At 70.7% G+C, this 16,905-nt stretch carries 16 protein-coding genes; 13 read left to right on the top strand and 3 right to left on the bottom strand.

Annotated features, from left to right (window positions below; translation table 11 throughout):
- Positions 1–45: 45 nt before the first annotated feature.
- A complete protein-coding gene (locus ACIQ5Y_RS06745; RefSeq protein WP_403875797.1) occupies positions 46–1,041 on the bottom strand; it encodes a LacI family DNA-binding transcriptional regulator in 996 nt (331 codons plus the stop codon).
- Positions 1,042–1,177: 136 nt separating this feature from the next.
- On the opposite strand from ACIQ5Y_RS06745, the gene ACIQ5Y_RS06750 reads away from it, so the two are divergent.
- The 13 genes from ACIQ5Y_RS06750 to ACIQ5Y_RS06810 all read left to right on the top strand — a co-directional run bounded on the left by ACIQ5Y_RS06750 (position 1,178) and on the right by ACIQ5Y_RS06810 (position 14,255).
- Positions 1,178–2,425, top strand: coding sequence for an MFS transporter (locus ACIQ5Y_RS06750; RefSeq protein ID WP_403875800.1), 1,248 nt, complete (start codon positions 1,178–1,180; stop codon positions 2,423–2,425).
- Positions 2,426–2,595: 170 nt separating this feature from the next.
- Positions 2,596–3,957 (top strand): Pup--protein ligase, encoded by a 1,362-nt coding sequence (gene pafA, locus ACIQ5Y_RS06755; protein WP_384582297.1) that lies wholly within the window; start codon positions 2,596–2,598, stop codon positions 3,955–3,957.
- 115 nt (positions 3,958–4,072) lie between these two features.
- Entirely contained in the window at positions 4,073–5,011 is a 939-nt protein-coding gene (locus tag ACIQ5Y_RS06760) for an FKBP-type peptidyl-prolyl cis-trans isomerase (protein ID WP_403875803.1), read from the top strand.
- Between the two features lie 43 nt (positions 5,012–5,054).
- On the top strand, positions 5,055–5,432 hold the full coding sequence (locus ACIQ5Y_RS06765) for an FKBP-type peptidyl-prolyl cis-trans isomerase (RefSeq protein ID WP_403875806.1): 378 nt from the start codon (positions 5,055–5,057) through the stop codon (positions 5,430–5,432).
- 145 nt (positions 5,433–5,577) lie between these two features.
- Entirely contained in the window at positions 5,578–6,534 is a 957-nt protein-coding gene (locus ACIQ5Y_RS06770) for a helix-turn-helix transcriptional regulator (RefSeq protein ID WP_403875809.1), read from the top strand.
- Between the two features lie 185 nt (positions 6,535–6,719).
- Positions 6,720–7,688, top strand: coding sequence for a helix-turn-helix transcriptional regulator (locus ACIQ5Y_RS06775; RefSeq protein WP_403875812.1), 969 nt, complete (start codon positions 6,720–6,722; stop codon positions 7,686–7,688).
- 12 nt (positions 7,689–7,700) lie between these two features.
- On the top strand, positions 7,701–7,928 hold the full coding sequence (locus ACIQ5Y_RS06780; RefSeq protein ID WP_403875814.1) for a hypothetical protein: 228 nt from the start codon (positions 7,701–7,703) through the stop codon (positions 7,926–7,928).
- Positions 7,929–7,954: 26 nt separating this feature from the next.
- Positions 7,955–8,155 (top strand): hypothetical protein, encoded by a 201-nt coding sequence (locus ACIQ5Y_RS06785; protein ID WP_403875817.1) that lies wholly within the window; start codon positions 7,955–7,957, stop codon positions 8,153–8,155.
- A 195-nt stretch (positions 8,156–8,350) separates the two neighbouring features.
- Positions 8,351–8,647, top strand: coding sequence for a Sec-independent protein translocase subunit TatA (gene tatA, locus ACIQ5Y_RS06790; RefSeq protein ID WP_384582310.1), 297 nt, complete (start codon positions 8,351–8,353; stop codon positions 8,645–8,647).
- 47 nt (positions 8,648–8,694) lie between these two features.
- Entirely contained in the window at positions 8,695–9,660 is a 966-nt protein-coding gene (gene tatC / locus ACIQ5Y_RS06795; protein ID WP_403875821.1) for a twin-arginine translocase subunit TatC, read from the top strand.
- A gap of 17 nt (positions 9,661–9,677) precedes the next feature.
- Entirely contained in the window at positions 9,678–10,577 is a 900-nt protein-coding gene (locus ACIQ5Y_RS06800) for a diacylglycerol kinase (RefSeq protein WP_403875824.1), read from the top strand.
- Between the two features lie 93 nt (positions 10,578–10,670).
- Positions 10,671–13,511, top strand: coding sequence for a DEAD/DEAH box helicase (locus tag ACIQ5Y_RS06805; protein WP_403875826.1), 2,841 nt, complete (start codon positions 10,671–10,673; stop codon positions 13,509–13,511).
- Positions 13,512–13,601: 90 nt separating this feature from the next.
- Positions 13,602–14,255, top strand: coding sequence for a helix-turn-helix domain-containing protein (locus tag ACIQ5Y_RS06810; RefSeq protein WP_403875829.1), 654 nt, complete (start codon positions 13,602–13,604; stop codon positions 14,253–14,255).
- A 1-nt stretch (position 14,256) separates the two neighbouring features.
- On the opposite strand, the gene ACIQ5Y_RS06815 is transcribed toward ACIQ5Y_RS06810, so the two are convergent.
- Together ACIQ5Y_RS06815 and ACIQ5Y_RS06820 are read right to left on the bottom strand one after the other, a co-directional pair.
- Entirely contained in the window at positions 14,257–15,219 is a 963-nt protein-coding gene (locus ACIQ5Y_RS06815; RefSeq protein ID WP_403875832.1) for an RluA family pseudouridine synthase, read from the bottom strand.
- A 34-nt stretch (positions 15,220–15,253) separates the two neighbouring features.
- Positions 15,254–16,786, bottom strand: a complete 1,533-nt coding sequence (locus ACIQ5Y_RS06820; protein ID WP_403875835.1) for a serine hydrolase — start codon at positions 16,784–16,786, stop codon at positions 15,254–15,256.
- Positions 16,787–16,905 lie beyond the last annotated feature (119 nt).

Here is a 16,905-nt window from a genome sequence, read left to right on the forward strand (position 1 = left end):
CGGGGCCCCGGTTCGCCGTTTCGGCGGGCCGGGGTTTTCGTGCGTTCAGGAGGTGGGGGCGGGGCCCGAGGAGTCGCGTACGACGAGTTTCACGGGGAGGTCGGGGGCGGTCCAGGGGGTGCCTTCGAGGACGGCGAGGAGGGCGGTCATGCCCTGTTCGCCGATGCGTTCGGCGGGGAGGTGGATGGTGGTGAGTTCGGGTTCGACGGCGGTGGCGAGGGCGAGGTCGTCGAAGCCGGTGACGGAGAGGTCGTCGGGGATGCGCAGGCCCAGGCGGCGGGCGGCTTTGCAGGCGCCGGCGGCGAGGATGTCGTCGTCGCAGACGACGGCCGTGGGGCGGGGTCCGGGCGTTGCCAGGGCGGCTTCCATGGTGGTGCGGGCGGCGTCGACGCTGAGGGGGGCGCGGACGGTGCGCAGTTCGGTGTGGGGGTCGAGGTGGGTGGTGAGGGCGCGGCGGCGGACGTCGAAGGTCCAGCTGTCGATGGCGGAGGCGAGGTGGAGGAAGCGGCGGTGGCCGTGGCTTTCGAGGTGGTGGACGACCTGGCGCATGCCGTCGGCCACGGCGAGGTTGACGTGGGCGGAGCCGCCGGCGGCCGGGTCGCTGTCGAGCATGACGAGGGGGAGTGCGTCCCCGCCGATGGCGTGGAGGGTGTCGGCGGCCATGGAGGAGGCGATGACTCCGTCGAGGGCGGCGCGGGCGGAGGCGAAGGGGTCGCGGGCGGGGCCGGTGCCGTCGGGGGAGGGGTAGAGGACGACGCCGAAGCCGTGTTCGGCGGCGATGCGGGCGGCGCCGGTGTAGACACGGGCGAAGAATTCGTTGGTGAGGGCGGGGACGACGAGGAGGGCGGTGCGGGTGGTGCCGAGGCGGAGGTTGCGGGCGGCGAGGTTGGGGCGGTAGCCGAGGGTGGTGGCGGTTTGGCGGACGAGGTCGGCGGTGCGTTCGGAGACGCGGCCGCGCCATTTGTCGCCGAGGACGAGGGAGACGGTGGCCTGGGAGACCCCGGCGGCGGTGGCGACGTCCCGGCTGGTGGGTCTCGTCACAGGGGGCTCCCGAAGTGCGTGGTCAGAACGGATCTGGGGTTCTGGCGGGTGGACCGGTGGACTGGGGCCATGGTACGTATGACGGGTCACGTTATACGTATTACTCCGGCATGGGTCCGGGCAGAAGGGGGCGGTCATGGCCGCGGGATACGCGGAACTGCTCAGGACCCGGCATGCCGCGAGGCTGCTGGTGGGCACGTTGGTGGGGCGGCTGCCGAACGCGACGGCGGCGATCGCGATCGTGCTGTTCACGCGGGCCGAGGGTGGCAGCTACAGCCTGGCGGGGGCGCTGGCCGCGGTGTACGGCGTGGCGAACGCGGTGGGTCAGCCCCTGCTGGGGCGGGCGGTGGACCTGTACGGGCAGCCTCGGGTGCAGCTGCCGGCGGCGGTGGTGTCGGCGCTGGGCATGGTGTGGCTGGCGTGGGCGGGTACCGGGTCGGCGGTGGCGGCGTACGCCGCGGTGGTGATCGCGGGTCTGTTCACGCCGCCGCTGGAGGGCGGGCTGCGGGCGCTGTGGCCGAGTGTGCTGGGCGGTCGTGAGGAGCGGGTGCACCAGGCGTACGCGATGGACGCGGTGGCCCAGGAGGTCATGTTCACGGTCGGTCCGCTGCTGGTGACGCTGTTCGTGGCGTTGTGGTCTCCGGCCGGGGCGCTGCTGGCGCTCAACGGTATCGGGGTGCTGGGTGCGCTGTCGGTGGTGGTTTCGGAGCCGTCGAAGGCGTGGCGTTCGGAGCCGCGTGAGGCTCATTGGCTGGGGGCGCTGCGTTCGCGGGGGCTGTTGGCGCTGCTGGGGGCGTTCTTCTTCGTGGGGTCGGCGCTGGGGTCGATCACGGTGGCCGGGGTGGCGTATGCGGACGGTCACGGTGGGCAGGTGGTGTACGGCTGGCTGATGGCGGCGCTGGGTCTGGGTGCGTTGGTGGGTGGTGTCGGGTACGGGGCGCGGCAGTGGGCGGGTGCGCCGGAGCGGCGGCTGCTGGGTTTGGTGGCGTTGCTGGCGGTGTGTTATCTGCCGTTGATGCTGGTTCCGGGTGCGGTGGCGATGACGGGGCTGTCGGCGCTCGCGGGCGTGTTCCTGGCGCCGGCGATCGCGTGTGCGTTCATCGTGGTGGACCGGCATGCTCCGGTGGGGACGGTGACCGAGGCGTTCTCGTGGTTGGTGACGTTCTTCGGGGTCGGTGCGGCGATCGGTACGGCGGTCGCGGGTCCGGCGGTGGAACTGGGTGGTACGGCGGCGGGCTTCGGTGTGGCGAGTGCGGGCGGGGCGGCGGCGCTGTTGGTCTTGATGGTCACTCAGCGGGTGCTCGGGGCGCGGGGGCGCAGCCGTGCGGTTGCGGGTTCGGCGGGGGCCGCGGCCGTGGTGGAGGCTTCTGCCGGGCAGGGCTGAGGTTTCGTGGTTTCGTCGGGGGCCGGTCGGGTATGCACAGGTGTCGTGTCGTGCTTTTCCGGCCGGCCTCCGGGTGTTTTGCGGCGGGTCGTCGGGGGTTTCGGGGAAACTGATCGAACCGCGCCTGCGAACCCGGTTTCAGAAGGGGGCAGAAGGCGTAATGTTCAGTCATGGACCGCCGCATTTTCGGGCTGGAGAACGAGTACGGCGTCACGTGCACGTTCAGGGGACAGCGCCGACTGTCTCCTGACGAAGTGGCGCGCTACCTCTTCCGCCGTGTTGTGTCATGGGGCCGCAGTAGCAATGTCTTCCTGCGGAACGGTGCCCGCCTGTACTTGGACGTGGGTTCGCATCCGGAATACGCAACACCCGAATGCGACAACGTGACCGAACTGGTCACGCACGACAAGGCGGGCGAGCGCATTCTGGAAGGTCTGCTCGTCGATGCCGAACGGCGCCTGCACGAGGAGGGAATCGCGGGCGACGTCTATCTCTTCAAGAACAACACCGACTCGGCGGGCAACTCGTACGGCTGCCACGAGAACTACCTGGTGGCGCGGCACGGGGAATTCTCGCGCTTGGCGGACATCCTCATTCCGTTCCTTGTCACGCGGCAGTTGATCTGCGGTGCGGGCAAGGTGCTGCAGACTCCGCGGGGTGCGGTGTACTGCGTGAGCCAGCGGGCCGAGCACATCTGGGAGGGTGTCAGTTCGGCGACGACGCGGTCCCGGCCGATCATCAACACGCGGGACGAGCCGCACGCGGATGCGGAGCGTTACCGTCGGCTGCACGTGATCGTCGGGGACTCGAACATGTCCGAGACGACGATGCTGCTGAAGGTCGGGGCGACCGATCTGGTGCTTCGCATGATCGAGGCGGGCACGGTGATGCGGGACCTGACGCTGGAGAACCCGATCCGGGCGATCCGTGAGGTCAGTCACGACATCACGGGTCAGCGCAAGGTGCGGCTGGCGAGTGGCCGGGAGGCTTCGGCGCTGGAGATCCAGCGGGAGTACTACGACAAGGCGGTGGACTTCGCCGAGCGCCGGGGGATCCGTACCGGCACGGTGGAGCAGGTGCTGGAGTTGTGGGGTCGGACGCTCGACGCGATCGAGGCGGAGGATCTGGACCGGATCGGGACCGAGATCGACTGGGTGATGAAGTACCAGTTGATCGAGCGGTACCGGGCCAAGCACAACATGACCATGTCGAATCCGCGGGTGGCTCAGATAGACCTCGCGTATCACGACATCCACCGGCGGCGCGGGCTGTACTACCTGCTGGAGCGCAAGGGGCAGGCGGCGCGGATCTGCAATGACCTGAAGATCTTCGAGGGCAAGTCGGTGCCGCCGCAGACGACGCGGGCGCGGTTGCGTGGTGACTTCATTCGCCGGGCGCAGGAGCAGCGGCGGGACTTCACGGTGGACTGGGTGCATCTGAAGTTGAATGACCAGGCGCAGCGGACGGTGCTGTGCAAGGACCCGTTCCGGTCGGTGGACGACCGGGTGGAGAAGTTGATCGCCGGGATGTAGTTCGGGATGTGGATCTCGCCGGCGTGTGCTCAGGGCCCCGTATGTGTCTCGTACGGGGCCCTGTTCACGGCTTAGAGTGGCGGCGACCGTTTGCCGTCTGAGATCTGAGGAACACGTGCGCCGACTTGCCGGCCTGCTTGTCGTACCCCTTCTGCTGCTGTCGACAGCGGCGTGTGGTGACAGCGGCTCCGACTCCGCCCAGATGAAGAACGGGGCGCCCGCGATCACGAAGGGTGCCGAGTTCGGGCAGAAGCCCACCCTGTCGACGGGTAAGGGGACGCCGCCGAAGGAGCTGAAGGTGGTGACCGTCAGCGAGGGCAAGGGCCCGGTGCTGAAGAAGGGCGACATCGCCCAGGTCAATTACCTCGGCCAGGTGTGGGACGGCAAGGAGCCGTTCGACCAGAGCTTCGACCGTGGTCAGACGTTCGATCTGACCGTCGGTGCGGGTGCCGTCATCAAGGGTTGGGACCAGGGTCTCGAGGGACAGAAGGTCGGCAGCCGTGTCGAGCTGGTGATCCCGCCGGACCTGGGTTACGGGGCCCAGGGCTCGGGCGACAAGATCAAGCCGAACGCGACGCTGGTCTTCGTGGTGGACATCGTCAAGGGTGCTTCCGTGCCGGTCTCGGCGACGGGCAAGGAAGTCCCGCAGGACGACAAGGCGCTGCCGAAGGTCGGTACGAACACGGACGGCAAGGAAGTCGCCGTGACCGTTCCGAAGGACACGGAGCCGCCGGCGAAGCTGGTGTCGAACTACGTCCTGGAGGGCGACGGCGCTGCGGTGAAGGACACCGACAGCGTCGTGGTCAAGTTCCACGGCAAGACGTGGAAGGACGACAAGACGTTCGAGAGCACGTACGCGACGGACACGACGGTGACGTGGCCGATGTCGCAGCTTTCGGTGAAGGGCCTGAAGGAGGGCATCACCGGCAAGAAGGTCGGCAGCCGCATCCTGCTGGTGATCCCGCCGGACATGGCGTTCGGGGACCAGGAGAAGGGGTCCATTCCGGCTAAGTCGACGCTGGTCTTCAGCCTCGACATCCTCGCGGTGATGTAAGACTGTCCCGGTTGACCGGTTCGTAAGTTTGAGGAGCAGTTCCGTGAGCGACAAGCTCGAGAAGCCCGAGATCGATTTCCCCGAGGGTCCGGTTCCCGCCGACCTGGTGATCGAGGACATCTGGGTGGGCGAGGGTGCCGAGGCCAAGGTCGGCGCCTTCGTCAAGGTCCACTACGTGGGCGTGGCCTTCTCCACCGGTGAGGAGTTCGACGCTTCGTGGAACCGCGGCAGCGCGCTGCAGTTCCAGCTGGGTGTCGGCCAGGTCATCAAGGGCTGGGACCAGGGTGTCCAGGGCATGAAGGTCGGCGGTCGTCGCAAGCTGACGATCCCGGCGCACCTTGCCTACGGTGACCGGGGTGCGGGCAACGCGATCGCCCCGGGCGAGGCGCTGATCTTCGTCTGCGACCTGATGGACGCCTGATCGGACTGTCGTTCGATCGGCTTCGGGGCCCCTGCCTGTCGGCGGGGGCCCCTCGCTTTTGTCCCGGCGCGCCGGGGCGGTACGGTCAACGGTCACGGCTGTGTCCGCGAGCGGGCGCGTACGAGGGAAGCGGGGATGGGCGTCGATGGCGATTGCCAAGGCCGAGCGGCTGATGAATCTGGCGCTGTGTCTGCTGGGGACGCGTCGGCCGCTGAGCAAGCGGGAGTTGCGGGGTTCGATCGAGGCGTACCTCGAGGCCGGCAACGACGAGTCCTTCAACCGGATGTTCGAGCGGGACAAGGACGATCTGCGTGAACTCGGTCTGGTGATCGAGACGGTGGAGAACCTGGAGGGCGAGATCGGTTATCTCGCGCGCCGGGACAGCAATCGGCTGCCTCCCGTCTCGCTGGACGCCGAGGAGGCCGCGGCCCTGGGGCTGGCGGCGAAGGTGTGGCAGCAGGCGCGGCTGGCGGGGGCGGCCAGTGGCGCCCTGCAGAAGCTGCGTGCGGGTGGGATGCCGGAGGCGGGGGATCCGTACGAGGGCCAGCACAGTGCCATCGAGCCCCGCATTCCGGTGCACGAGGCGGCGTTCGAGCCGCTGATGCTGGCGTGCCGGGACCGGCGGCCGGTGGTGTTCGACTACCGCAAGTCGACGGCGGCGCGGCCGGAGACCCGGCAGGTGGAGCCGTGGGCGCTGGAGTGCTGGCGGGGCCACTGGTACCTGGCCGGGTACGACCGTGACCGTGGTGCGGAGCGGGTGTTCCGCCTGTCGCGGATCACGGGGAAGGTCCGTTCGCGGGCAGGCAAGTACGTCGCGGAGGTGCCCGACGTGGTGACCGTGCGGGAGACCGTGGCGAGCTGGGCGGGGGAGAGCGCGGACCGTTCGGCGCTGATCCGTCTGCGGGCCGGCGCGGGATATCCGCTGCGGGCCAAGGCGACGGCCGTGCGGGAGGGCCGGGACGGCTGGGACGAGCTGGAGATCCCGTACGGGCACGGGCTGGACGCCTGGCTGGTGGAGTTCGGGCCGGACGTCGTGGTGGTCGGGCCCGCCGACCTCCGGGCGGACGTGGTGGACAGGCTGCGGGCCGTCGCCAAGGCCTGAGCCGGCGCGGCCGAGGGGGACGCCGATCCCCCACCGGCGCCGGCTCACCGCCGAGGCCTCACCGCCGACGCCTCACCGCCGACGCCTCACCGCAGAGGTGGAACGGCAGGGCCGGTCGGCCGGTGCCCCAACGCAATGCAAGCGCACCATTCGAAGAGCACGCCCTGAGGGGGAGACGTACCAGCATGGCTGCCAACGCCATCGACCAGACCCGCCGGATGCTGTCCCTGGTCACGTATCTGCGGGAGCGCCCGGGCGCGCACGTCGCCGACGTCGCGCGGGCTTTCGGGATCACCGAGGACGAGCTGATCTCGGACCTCGACGTGCTGCCCATGTGCGGGACCAGTTTCCGCGGCGGTGACCTGCTCGACATCGACACCGACGGGGAGCGCATCTGGTGGCGCAACCCCGACGCGTCGGGGGAGTCCACGGCGGAGCCGCTGCGGCTGGCCGCCGACGAGGCGACCGCGCTGCTGGTGGCGGCGCGGGCGGTGGCGACGCTTCCGGGGCTGCGGGAGAAGGACCGGGAGGCGCTGCTGCGGGCCACGGCCAAGTTGGAGGCGGCGGCGGGCGAGGCGGCCGGGGCCTCCTCCCGGCTGTCGGTGACCTTCGAGTCCGAGGGCGGGGTCTTCGCGGACGTGGACCGGGCCATCGCGGAGCGTCGCAGGCTGTGGCTGCGGTACTACTCGCCGGCGCGCGACGAGCTCACCGAGCGCAAGGTCGACCCGATCCGGTTGTTCGCGGTGGGGCACACGTACATGGAGGGGTGGTGCCACCTCTCTGAGGCGCGGCGCACCTTCCGCCTCGACCGGGTCGCGGAGATCCGGCTGCTGGACGAGCGGGCGGAGCCGCCCGCGATCGAGCCGCGGGATCTGTCCGAGGGTCTCGTCCAGCCGGCCGCGGAGGACCCGGAGGTCGTGGTCGAGGTCGGGCCGGGCGGGCGCTGGGTCGCCGAGTACTACCCGCACGACAGCGCGGAGGAGCTGCCCGACGGTGGGCTGCGGATCACGCTGCGCAGCCCGGATCCGGCGTCGCTGCGCCGGCTGGCGCTGCGGCTGGGCCGGGAGGGGCGGATCGTGGCGCCCCTGGAGCTGGCGGAGAGTGCGCGGAGCGCGGCTCGAGAGGCACTCGCGGGGTACGGGGAAACGGTCTGAGGGGCGGGGTCGATGTCGCAGAAGTCCGGGCCCGTCGCCTTCAAGGCCTCCTGTCCCGACTGCCGGGCCCGCTTCGAGCTGGACGCGGGTGCGCTGCGTCTGGCGATCGGAGGCAGCCGCAGGGCCACGTTCTACTCCTTCACGTGTCCCGCGTGCGGTGCGGCGGTCCGCAAACCCGCTGGTGAGCGGATTGTGGAGCTCTTGACGGGTGGTGGCGTGAGCACCCTGCGCAGTGTCTGAGGGTGTTCCTCGTCTAGGCTCCTGCCATGCTGTGGCCGATGATCGCAATCGCCTTGGGTTTCCTGGGGCTCGCCGTCCTGTCCGTGCTGGCCGTGCGGGTGTTCGTGGAGGTGCGCAGGCTGTCCGGGCAGGTGGAGCGGGCGAGCCGGCGGATCTCGGACGCCTCGGGGGAGCTGGAGCGGGCGGCGGTGGACCTGGCCCGGGCGGGTCGCGGCGTACGGCCGTGACATAGCCCACTCAGCGGGACGGAACCGTGTGACCGGGGCGTGAACAACCGGTCTTTGCGCAAGCGGGGGGTCGCCGGGGGATTGCCGACCGTTTACCCCCGGGGGTTACGATCCTTGGCAGGTCGGTCGCCGGTTCTTCGAGGTGGCCGGACGCAGCCACCACAACCAGCCGTTTCGGTGAGAAGGAAGACACACATGATCGGCAATCTGAAGCCCCTCGAGATCCTCCTGATCGTCGCCGTGATCTTCCTGCTGTTCGGCGCCAAGAAGCTCCCCGACATGGCGCGTTCCCTCGGCAAGTCGGCCCGCATCCTCAAGAGCGAGGCCAAGGCCATGAAGAAGGACGGCGAGGCCGAGGACGCCGCCGCGGCGGCCAACGTCGCCGACCAGGCCGCGCAGCAGCCCGTCGCCCCGCGCACCATCCAGGCCGCGCCCGGTGACGTCACCAGCTCCCGGCCCGTGAGCGAGCCGAACCGTACCGCCCAGGGCTGACCCGCCCCGGTCGCGCCAGTCATCTGCAACGAGACAAGGGACGTGGGTTGCTCAAGTCTGCCCGCAAGCAGGAGAAGAAGGACCGGAAGGCACAGGACGCCGAAGGGCGGATGCCTCTCGTCGATCACCTGCGTGAGCTTCGCAACCGGCTGCTGAAGTCGGTCCTGGCGATCGTGGTGATCACGAGCGTCGCCTTCTTCTTCTACAAGGACATCATCAGCTTCCTGTTGCAGCCGATGCTGGATTCCGTCGGCTGCGTCGGTGGTGTGGTGACCACGCGCAACGGCCGTCCCTGCGCGGACCTGACGGTGAACGGCCTGATCTCGGCGTTCTCGATCGCTCTGAAGGTCTCGCTGATGACCGGTGTGGTGCTGTCCACGCCGGTGTGGCTGTACCAGCTGTGGGCGTTCGCCGCGCCCGGGCTGCACAAGCACGAGAAGAACTACGCGCGGGGTTTCGTCGCGGTCGGAGCTCCCCTGTTCCTGACCGGCGCGGTCCTCGCGTACAAGATCCTCCCGCAGACCGCGACGATCCTGCTCGAGTTCACGCCCGACAACACGCGCAACCTGCTGCCGGTCGACGACTACCTCGACCTGGTCACCCGCATGGTGATCGTGTTCGGCCTGGCCTTCGAGCTGCCGCTGCTGCTGATCCTGCTGAACTTCACCGGGGTGCTCACCGCCAAGCGGCTCGCGGGCTGGTGGCGCGGGATGGTCCTCGGGATCACGATCTTCGCGGCGTTCGCCACGCCCACCGGTGACCCGCTGACCATGCTGACGCTGGCGGCGCCGATCGTGGCCCTGTACTTCCTGGCGCTCGGCCTGTGCCTGCTCAACGACCGCAGGCGGGCGCGGAACAACCCCGACGCGGGGCTCGACGACGACGAGGCCTCCTCGCTGGACCTGACGCCGGCGCCGATCGGCGAGATGGAAGCGATCCAGGCCCCGGCCGCGCTGCCCGGCCAGGACGACGGCGGCCGCCAGCGGATCAACGGTTACGACGACGCCACCTGACGGGTATCTTCCGGCGGGTGAGCTCTGAGATCACCCTCTTCGTCAATCCCACCGCGGGACGCGGCCGGGGCGCGCACGCCGCGCAGCCGGCCGCTTCCGCGTTGCGGGACGCCGGCTTCTCGGTGCGCGTGCTCGTCGGCGCGGACGGGCCCGACGCCCTGGCCCGGCTGCGGGCCGCCGTCCGCGAGGGCACCGGCGCGGTGGTCGTGGTGGGCGGGGACGGGATGGTCTCCCTCGCGTTGCAGGCCCTCGCGGGGACGGAGGTGCCGCTCGGGGTGGTCGCGGAGGGCACCGGCAACGACTTCGCGCGGGCGCTGGGGCTGCCCGTACGGGAGCCCGCGCGGGCCGGGCGGCTGGCGGCCGGGGCCCTGAAGGAGGGCCGGATCCGCGAGGTGGACCTGGGCAGGGTGGCCGGGGCCGGCGGGGGGTCCTGGTACGGGACGGTGCTGTGCGCCGGCTTCGACTCGCGGGTCAACGACCGGGGCAACCGGATGCGGCTGCCGGCCGGCCGGTTCAAGTACGACCTGGCGATGGTCGCGGAGCTGGCGGCCTTCCGTCCCTTCCCGTACCGGATCACCCTGGACGACGGGCCGGTGATCGAGACGGAGGCCACGCTGGTGGCCGTCGGCAACGGTTCCTCCTACGGCGGCGGGATGCGGATCTGCGCCGGCGCCGTCCCCGACGACGGGCTCTTCGACATCACGGTCGTCGGGGCGTGCAGCCGGGCCACGCTCCTGAAGGTCTTCCCCCGCGTGTACAAGGGGACGCACCTGGACCATCCGAAGGTGACCGTGCACCGGGCGCGAAAGGTGACGCTGGAGGCGGCCGGGATGACGGCGTACGCGGACGGGGAGCCGCTGGGGTCGCTGCCGGTGACCGCCGAGTGCGTCCCGGGGGCGGTCCGGATCCTCTCGTAGCAGCTGTCCCCCGGGGCCTTTCCGGGCCGCTGTCGCAGCCCGTTTAAATGATCGCGACTGTTGTCAGAGCCGGCGGGTAGGCTCGATCCCAAGATGACCGAAGAACTCTCACCCGCCGAGCGGTACGCCGCTGCCCGGATCCGCGCCGCCGAAGAAGCCAGTGCCCTGCACCCCTTCCGCGAGATGTACGAATTCGATCTGGACCCGTACCAGGTCGAGGCCTGTAAGGCACTGGAGGCGGGCAAGGGCGTCCTCGTGGCCGCCCCGACCGGCTCGGGCAAGACGATCGTCGGCGAGTTCGCCGTGCACCTGGCCCTGGCGCAGGGCCGCAAGTGCTTCTACACGACGCCGATCAAGGCCCTGTCGAACCAGAAGTACGCCGACCTCGTCAAGCGCTACGGCGCCGACAAGGTGGGCCTGCTGACCGGTGACAACAGCGTCAACTCCGAGGCGCCCGTGGTCGTGATGACCACCGAGGTGCTCCGCAACATGCTCTACGCGGGCTCGCAGTCGCTGCTGGGCCTGGGCTACGTCGTGATGGACGAGGTCCACTACCTCTCCGACCGGTTCCGCGGGGCCGTGTGGGAGGAAGTGATCATCCACCTCCCCGAGTCGGTGACCCTGGTCTCGCTGTCGGCGACCGTGTCCAACGCGGAGGAGTTCGGCGACTGGCTGGACACCGTGCGCGGTGACACCGAGGTGATCGTCTCCGAGGAGCGGCCCGTCCCGCTGTGGCAGCACGTCATGGCCGGCCGGAAGGTCTACGACCTGTTCGAGGAGGAGACCGACCACGGCGGCCGCGGCTCCGCGCGCCGGGAGGTCAACCCCGACCTGCTGCGCATGGCGCGCGAGGAGAACAGTCGTACGTACAGCCCGAAGGACCGGCGGCGCGGGAAGATGGTCCGCGAGGCCGACCGCGAGCGCGAGCGGCGCTCCCGCGGCCGGATCTGGACCCCGTCCCGGCCCGAGGTCATCGCCCGCCTCGACAACGACGGGCTGCTGCCCGCGATCAACTTCATCTTCAGCAGGGCCGGCTGCGAGGCCGCCGTCCAGCAGTGCCTGTACGCGGGGCTGCGGCTGAACGACGAGTCCGCGCGGCTCAAGGTCCGCGAGCTCGTCGAGGCGCGGACCGCCTCCATCCCGGCCGAGGACCTGCACGTCCTGGGGTACTACGAGTGGCTGGAGGGCCTGGAACGGGGTATCGCCGCGCACCACGCGGGCATGCTGCCCACCTTCAAGGAGGTCGTGGAGGAGCTGTTCGTCCGCGGCCTGGTCAAGGCCGTCTTCGCCACCGAGACCCTGGCGCTGGGCATCAACATGCCCGCGCGCACGGTGATCCTGGAGAAGCTGGTCAAGTGGAACGGCGAGCAGCACGCCGACATCACCCCCGGCGAGTACACGCAGCTGACCGGCCGGGCCGGGCGGCGCGGCATCGACGTCGAGGGCCACGCGGTGGTGCTGTGGCAGCGGGGCATGGACCCGGCGGGCCTGGCCGGGCTCGCGGGTACGCGTACGTATCCGCTGCGGTCCAGCTTCAAGCCCTCGTACAACATGGCGGTGAACCTGGTCAGCCAGTTCGGGCGGCACCGTTCGCGCGAGCTGCTGGAGACCTCCTTCGCGCAGTTCCAGGCGGACCGGTCGGTCGTCGGGATCTCCCGGCAGGTGCAGCGCAACGAGGAGGGGCTGGAGGGCTACCAGGAGGGCATGACCTGCCACCTGGGGAACTTCGAGGAGTACGCGCGGCTGCGCCGCGACCTCAAGGACCGTGAGACGGAGCTGGCCAAGCAGGGTGCGGCCCAGCGCAGGGCGCAGGCGGCCAGTTCGCTGGAGAAGCTCAAGCCGGGTGACATCATCCACGTGCCGACCGGCAAGTTCGCCGGGCTCGCGCTGGTCCTGGACCCGGGCGTGCCGGCCGGGCGGGTCCACGGGCACCGCGGGTACGAGTACAACGAGGGCCCGCGTCCGCTGGTGCTCACGGCGGAGCGGCAGGTCAAGCGGCTCGCCGCGATCGACTTCCCGGTGCCGGTCGAGGCGTTGGACCGGATGCGGATCCCGAAGACCTTCAACCAGCGTTCCCCGCAGTCCCGTCGGGACCTGGCGTCCCAACTGCGGAGCAAGGCGGGGCACATCACGCCGGAGCGGCGTACGCGCGGCCGGGCCGCGGCCGCGGACGACCGCGAGATCGCCCGGCTGCGGGCCGAGTTGCGTGCGCACCCCTGCCACGGCTGTGACGAGCGCGAGGACCACGCCCGCTGGGCGGAGCGCTACTGGCGGCTCAAGCGGGACACGCAGCAGTTGGAGCGGCGCATCGAGGGCCGGACGAACACCATCGCCCGCACCTTCGACCGGATCCACGCGCTGCTCACCGAGCTGGACTACCTGCGCGAGGACGAGGTCACCGTGCACGGGCAGCGTCTGGCGCGGCTCTACGGGGAGCTCGACCTGCTGGCCTCGGAGTGTCTGCGCGCCGAGGTGTGGGAGGGGTTGAGCCCTGCCGAACTGGCCGCCTGTGTCTCCGCGTTGGTCTTCGAGGCGCGGCAGTCCGACGACGCGGTCGCGCCGAAGGTGCCGGGTGGTGCGGCGAAGGCGGCGCTGGGCGAGATGGTGCGCATCTGGGGCCGGCTGGACGCCCTGGAGGAGGAGCACCGCATCAACCAGGCGGAGGGAGTGGGTCAGCGCGAGCCGGACCTCGGCTTCGCGTGGGCGGCGTACCAGTGGGCTTCGGACAAGAGCCTGGACGAGGTGCTGCGCGAGGCGGAGATGCCGGCGGGTGACTTCGTGCGCTGGTGCAAGCAAGTCATCGACGTGCTCGGCCAGATCGCGGCGGCGGCCCCCTCGGCTTCAGGCGGAAGCGGGAGTACGGTGGCGAAGAACGCCCGCAAGGCCGTGGACGCGCTGTTGCGGGGTGTGGTGGCCTACAGCTCCGTCGGATAAGCGGACTTGGAGGTTCCCCCAAAGCGGGGGTTGACCTGATCTGCTCTCTTGCCATGATCGGATCGGTGTGTCCTGTGCGACGATCGGTCCATGAGTGGGGGATTGGCCGGGGGGCCGAAAAGGGTCGGTCGGCCGCGCGCCGACCAGGCGAGACCGGAAAGTGGTCGGCCGCCGCGCGAGGAACTCCTCAGTGCGGCGGCCGAGCTTTTCACCGCCAGAGGATACGCGGCGACGACCACACGGTCCGTCGCCGAACGGGCCGGAATGCGTCAGGCCACGATGTACCACTACTTCGGCGGCAAGGAGGAACTCCTCGCCGAGCTGCTGGAGTCCACGGTCGCGCCGTCGCTGGTGCTGGCCAGGCGGCTGCTCGCCGACGGCGAGCAGCCCGCGGCGCGCCGGCTGTGGGAGCTGTGCCGCTCGGACGTGCTGCTGCTGTGCGGCGGGCCGTACAACCTGGGGGCGCTGTACCTGCTGCCCGAGGTGGCCGGTTCGCGTTTCTCGCAGTTCCGTCGGATGCGCGAGGAACTCAGGGACGCCTACCGGACGTTGCTCGACGGCACGTCCGTCGGGGACGAACTGGCCGGTGACAAGGCCGGGTTGGACCTGCGCAACGATCTCGTGTTCGGGCTCATCGAGGGCGTCATGCTGATACACCGCTCCGATCCGGATCGGCTCGTGACGGTCTTCGCGGAGGCCACCGCCGACGCGGCGTTGCGGATCGCGGGCGTCCGCTCTCCGTAGGTCACCGGGTGCCGGCTTCCCAGCCGGCCCGGTCGGTCCAGGCCTGGAGTTCACGGCCGCTCTCGAAGCGGTGGGCGGTCCCGGTGACGGGGTCGGTGAAGTCCAGTACCCGGGCCAGGAGCTGCAGCGGGCGGCGGTAGTCGTCCGGGGCCGGGTCCGTGACCCGCGGGTACACCGGATCGCCCAGGATGGGCAGGCCCAAGGCGTTCATGTGCACCCGCAGCTGGTGGGTGCGGCCGGTGTGCGGGGTCAGCCGGTAGCGGGCCAGGCCGCCGCGGGTGGCGGTGAGTTCGATCAGGCTCTCGGCGTTCGGCTCGCCGCCCGGGACCTCGACCGCCGCGATGACCCCGCGCGTCTTCTCGATCCGGCTGCGGACCGTGCGGGGGAAGTCCAGCGCCGGATCGTGGGCCGCGAGGGCCTCGTACTCCTTGTGGACCTCGCGCCGCTGGAACAGGAGCTGGTAGGCGCCGCGGTCCTCGGGCCGGATGCTGAACATGACCAGGCCCGCGGTCAGCCGGTCCAGCCGGTGCGCCGGGCTGAGCTCGGGCAGGTCCAGCTCCTCGCGGAGCCGGGCCAGGGCGGTCTGGGTGATGTGGCTGCCGCGCGGGGTGGTCGCCAGGAAGTGCGGCTTGTCCACGACCAGCAGGTGCGGATCGCGGTGTACGACGCGTACGGCGAAGGGCACGGCCGGTTCGGGCTCCACGTCCCGGTGGAACCACAGGTACCCGCCGGGCTCGTACGGGTCCCCCGCGCTCAGGACCCGCCCGCCCGGGCCGAGGACCCGGCCGGCGGCCAGCAGGCGCGCCATGGAGTCCGCGCCGCGGGTGCCGGCGTAGCGGGCGGTCAGGTAGGCGCCGAGATCGGGCCAGTGCCCGTCCGGGTCGGGTGGCAGCCGCAGGCGCACCGGGTCGATTCCGGCGCGCTGGGGGAGGGGCGAGGGCGGTACCTGGGCTTTGCGTCTCATCGGGGACAGGCTATGCGCGGCGGGCGGGCCGCCCCTACCGCTGTGTGAAGGTGCCCAGGTGGTTGGCGTCGAGGTATTCGACGCGGAGGGTGCCGTCGGAGAAGAACACCCCGGTGCGGCCGACCGCGTTCTCGCCCCTGGTCTCGAAGCTGAAGGTGTTGCCGTCGTAGTGCGCGAGCGGATAGCGCTGGGGCTTCGGGCCGAGGGAGAGGGTGAGCGCGCCGGAGTCGTCGGCGGTGACGGTGGCCTTGCCGTAGTACGGGTTGTCGTAGGTGCCGGTGTACGCGGCGCTGTCCTGGGCGGGCTTGGCTCCGGCGGGCGGGTGGGCGTAGTCGGTGGGGGAGCGGAGCGCGAAGTCCCCCTGCTCGTACACGGCTGCCATCAGGGGGAGCCAGTCGGTGGTGGCCTTGCCGTGCTGGGCGAAGTCGAAGAACGACAGGGCGATGGCGTCGGGGACGCCGACCGGCGCGCCGTTGGTGAGGACGACGATGCCGAGCTGCTCCAGCGGGAGCATGGTGACGTTGGTGTTGGCGCCGAGCTCGAAGCCGCCGGAGTGGCTCAGGCGCAGCCGGCCCGCGTCGTCGTAGGAGACGTTCCAGCCCAGGCCGTAGAAGCCGGTGTGGTTGGCGGGCGGGGTGGGCGGCTGCGACAGGATCTGCGGGAGGTGGGTGGCGGCGAGGGTGTCGGCCGGGATGATCCGCTTCCCGTCGAGGGTGCCGCCGGCGAGCTGGAGCCGCAGCCAGCGGGACATGTCGCGGGCGGAGGAGCTCACGCCTCCGGCAGGCGCCTGGGCGTCGGGGTCGCGGACGTAACGGGGGCTCCAGGTGCCGTCCGGGTTCTTGACGTGGGTGGCGGCGTGGTTCGGGGCCTGCTCGAACGCGGAGAACTCGGTGCTGGTGCTGGTCATCCCGGCGGGCTTGAACAGGACGTCCTCGGACAGCTTCTGCCAACTGGAGCCCTTGGCGCGGGCGACGGCCTCGGCGGCGGCGGTCAGGCCGAAGTTGGTGTAGGCGTAACTCGCGCGGAAGGGGGTCAGGGGTTCGAGGCGCATGTGGTCGAGGATGTACGCCTGGTCGTAGCCGAGGTCTTCGAGGAGGTCGCCCGCGTGGTCGGGCAGGCCGCTGCGGTGGGAGAACAGGTCGGCGGTCGTCACGTGGTCGGAGACCCAGGGGTCCTTCAGGGAGAACCCGGGGAGCGTGGTGCGGTGGCCCCACTCGCCGGGGCTGGTGAGGGCGCCGGCGACGACGGTGGAGGAGACCGGCTTGGAGACGGAGGCGATCTGGAAGACGGTGTCGGGGTCGACCTTCGCGGTTTCGTCGGTGCGGCGGACGCCGAAGCCCTTGAGGTAGACGACCTCGTCGTCGTGGACGACGGCCACGGAGACGCCGGGGACGCCGGTGCGGCGCATCATGTCCGCGACGGTCTGGTCGAGGTGGTCGACGGCTGTGTCGACGGCCTCGTCGCTGATCTGCGGTTTCGGGGGCGGGGGAGGGCTGGGTGCGGTGGCCGCTCCCGTGGCGAGGAGCACGGCCGTCCCTGCTGCCCCGAGTGCGCGGAGCGTACGCATGGGCTCATTGTCCCGCCGGTCCGCCGTTGGCGCTCGCGCTGGCCGCACTCGTCGTCCCGCTCGGCGCCGTTGCCGGGGCGCCGCCGCGGGAGGGTGGGCGGGTGCGGCGCCGTTGCCGG

Origin of the sequence: Streptomyces sp. NPDC096339, assembly GCF_044762985.1 — a bacterium.
In the GTDB taxonomy this organism is placed as follows: Bacteria; Actinomycetota; Actinomycetes; order Streptomycetales; family Streptomycetaceae; genus Streptomyces.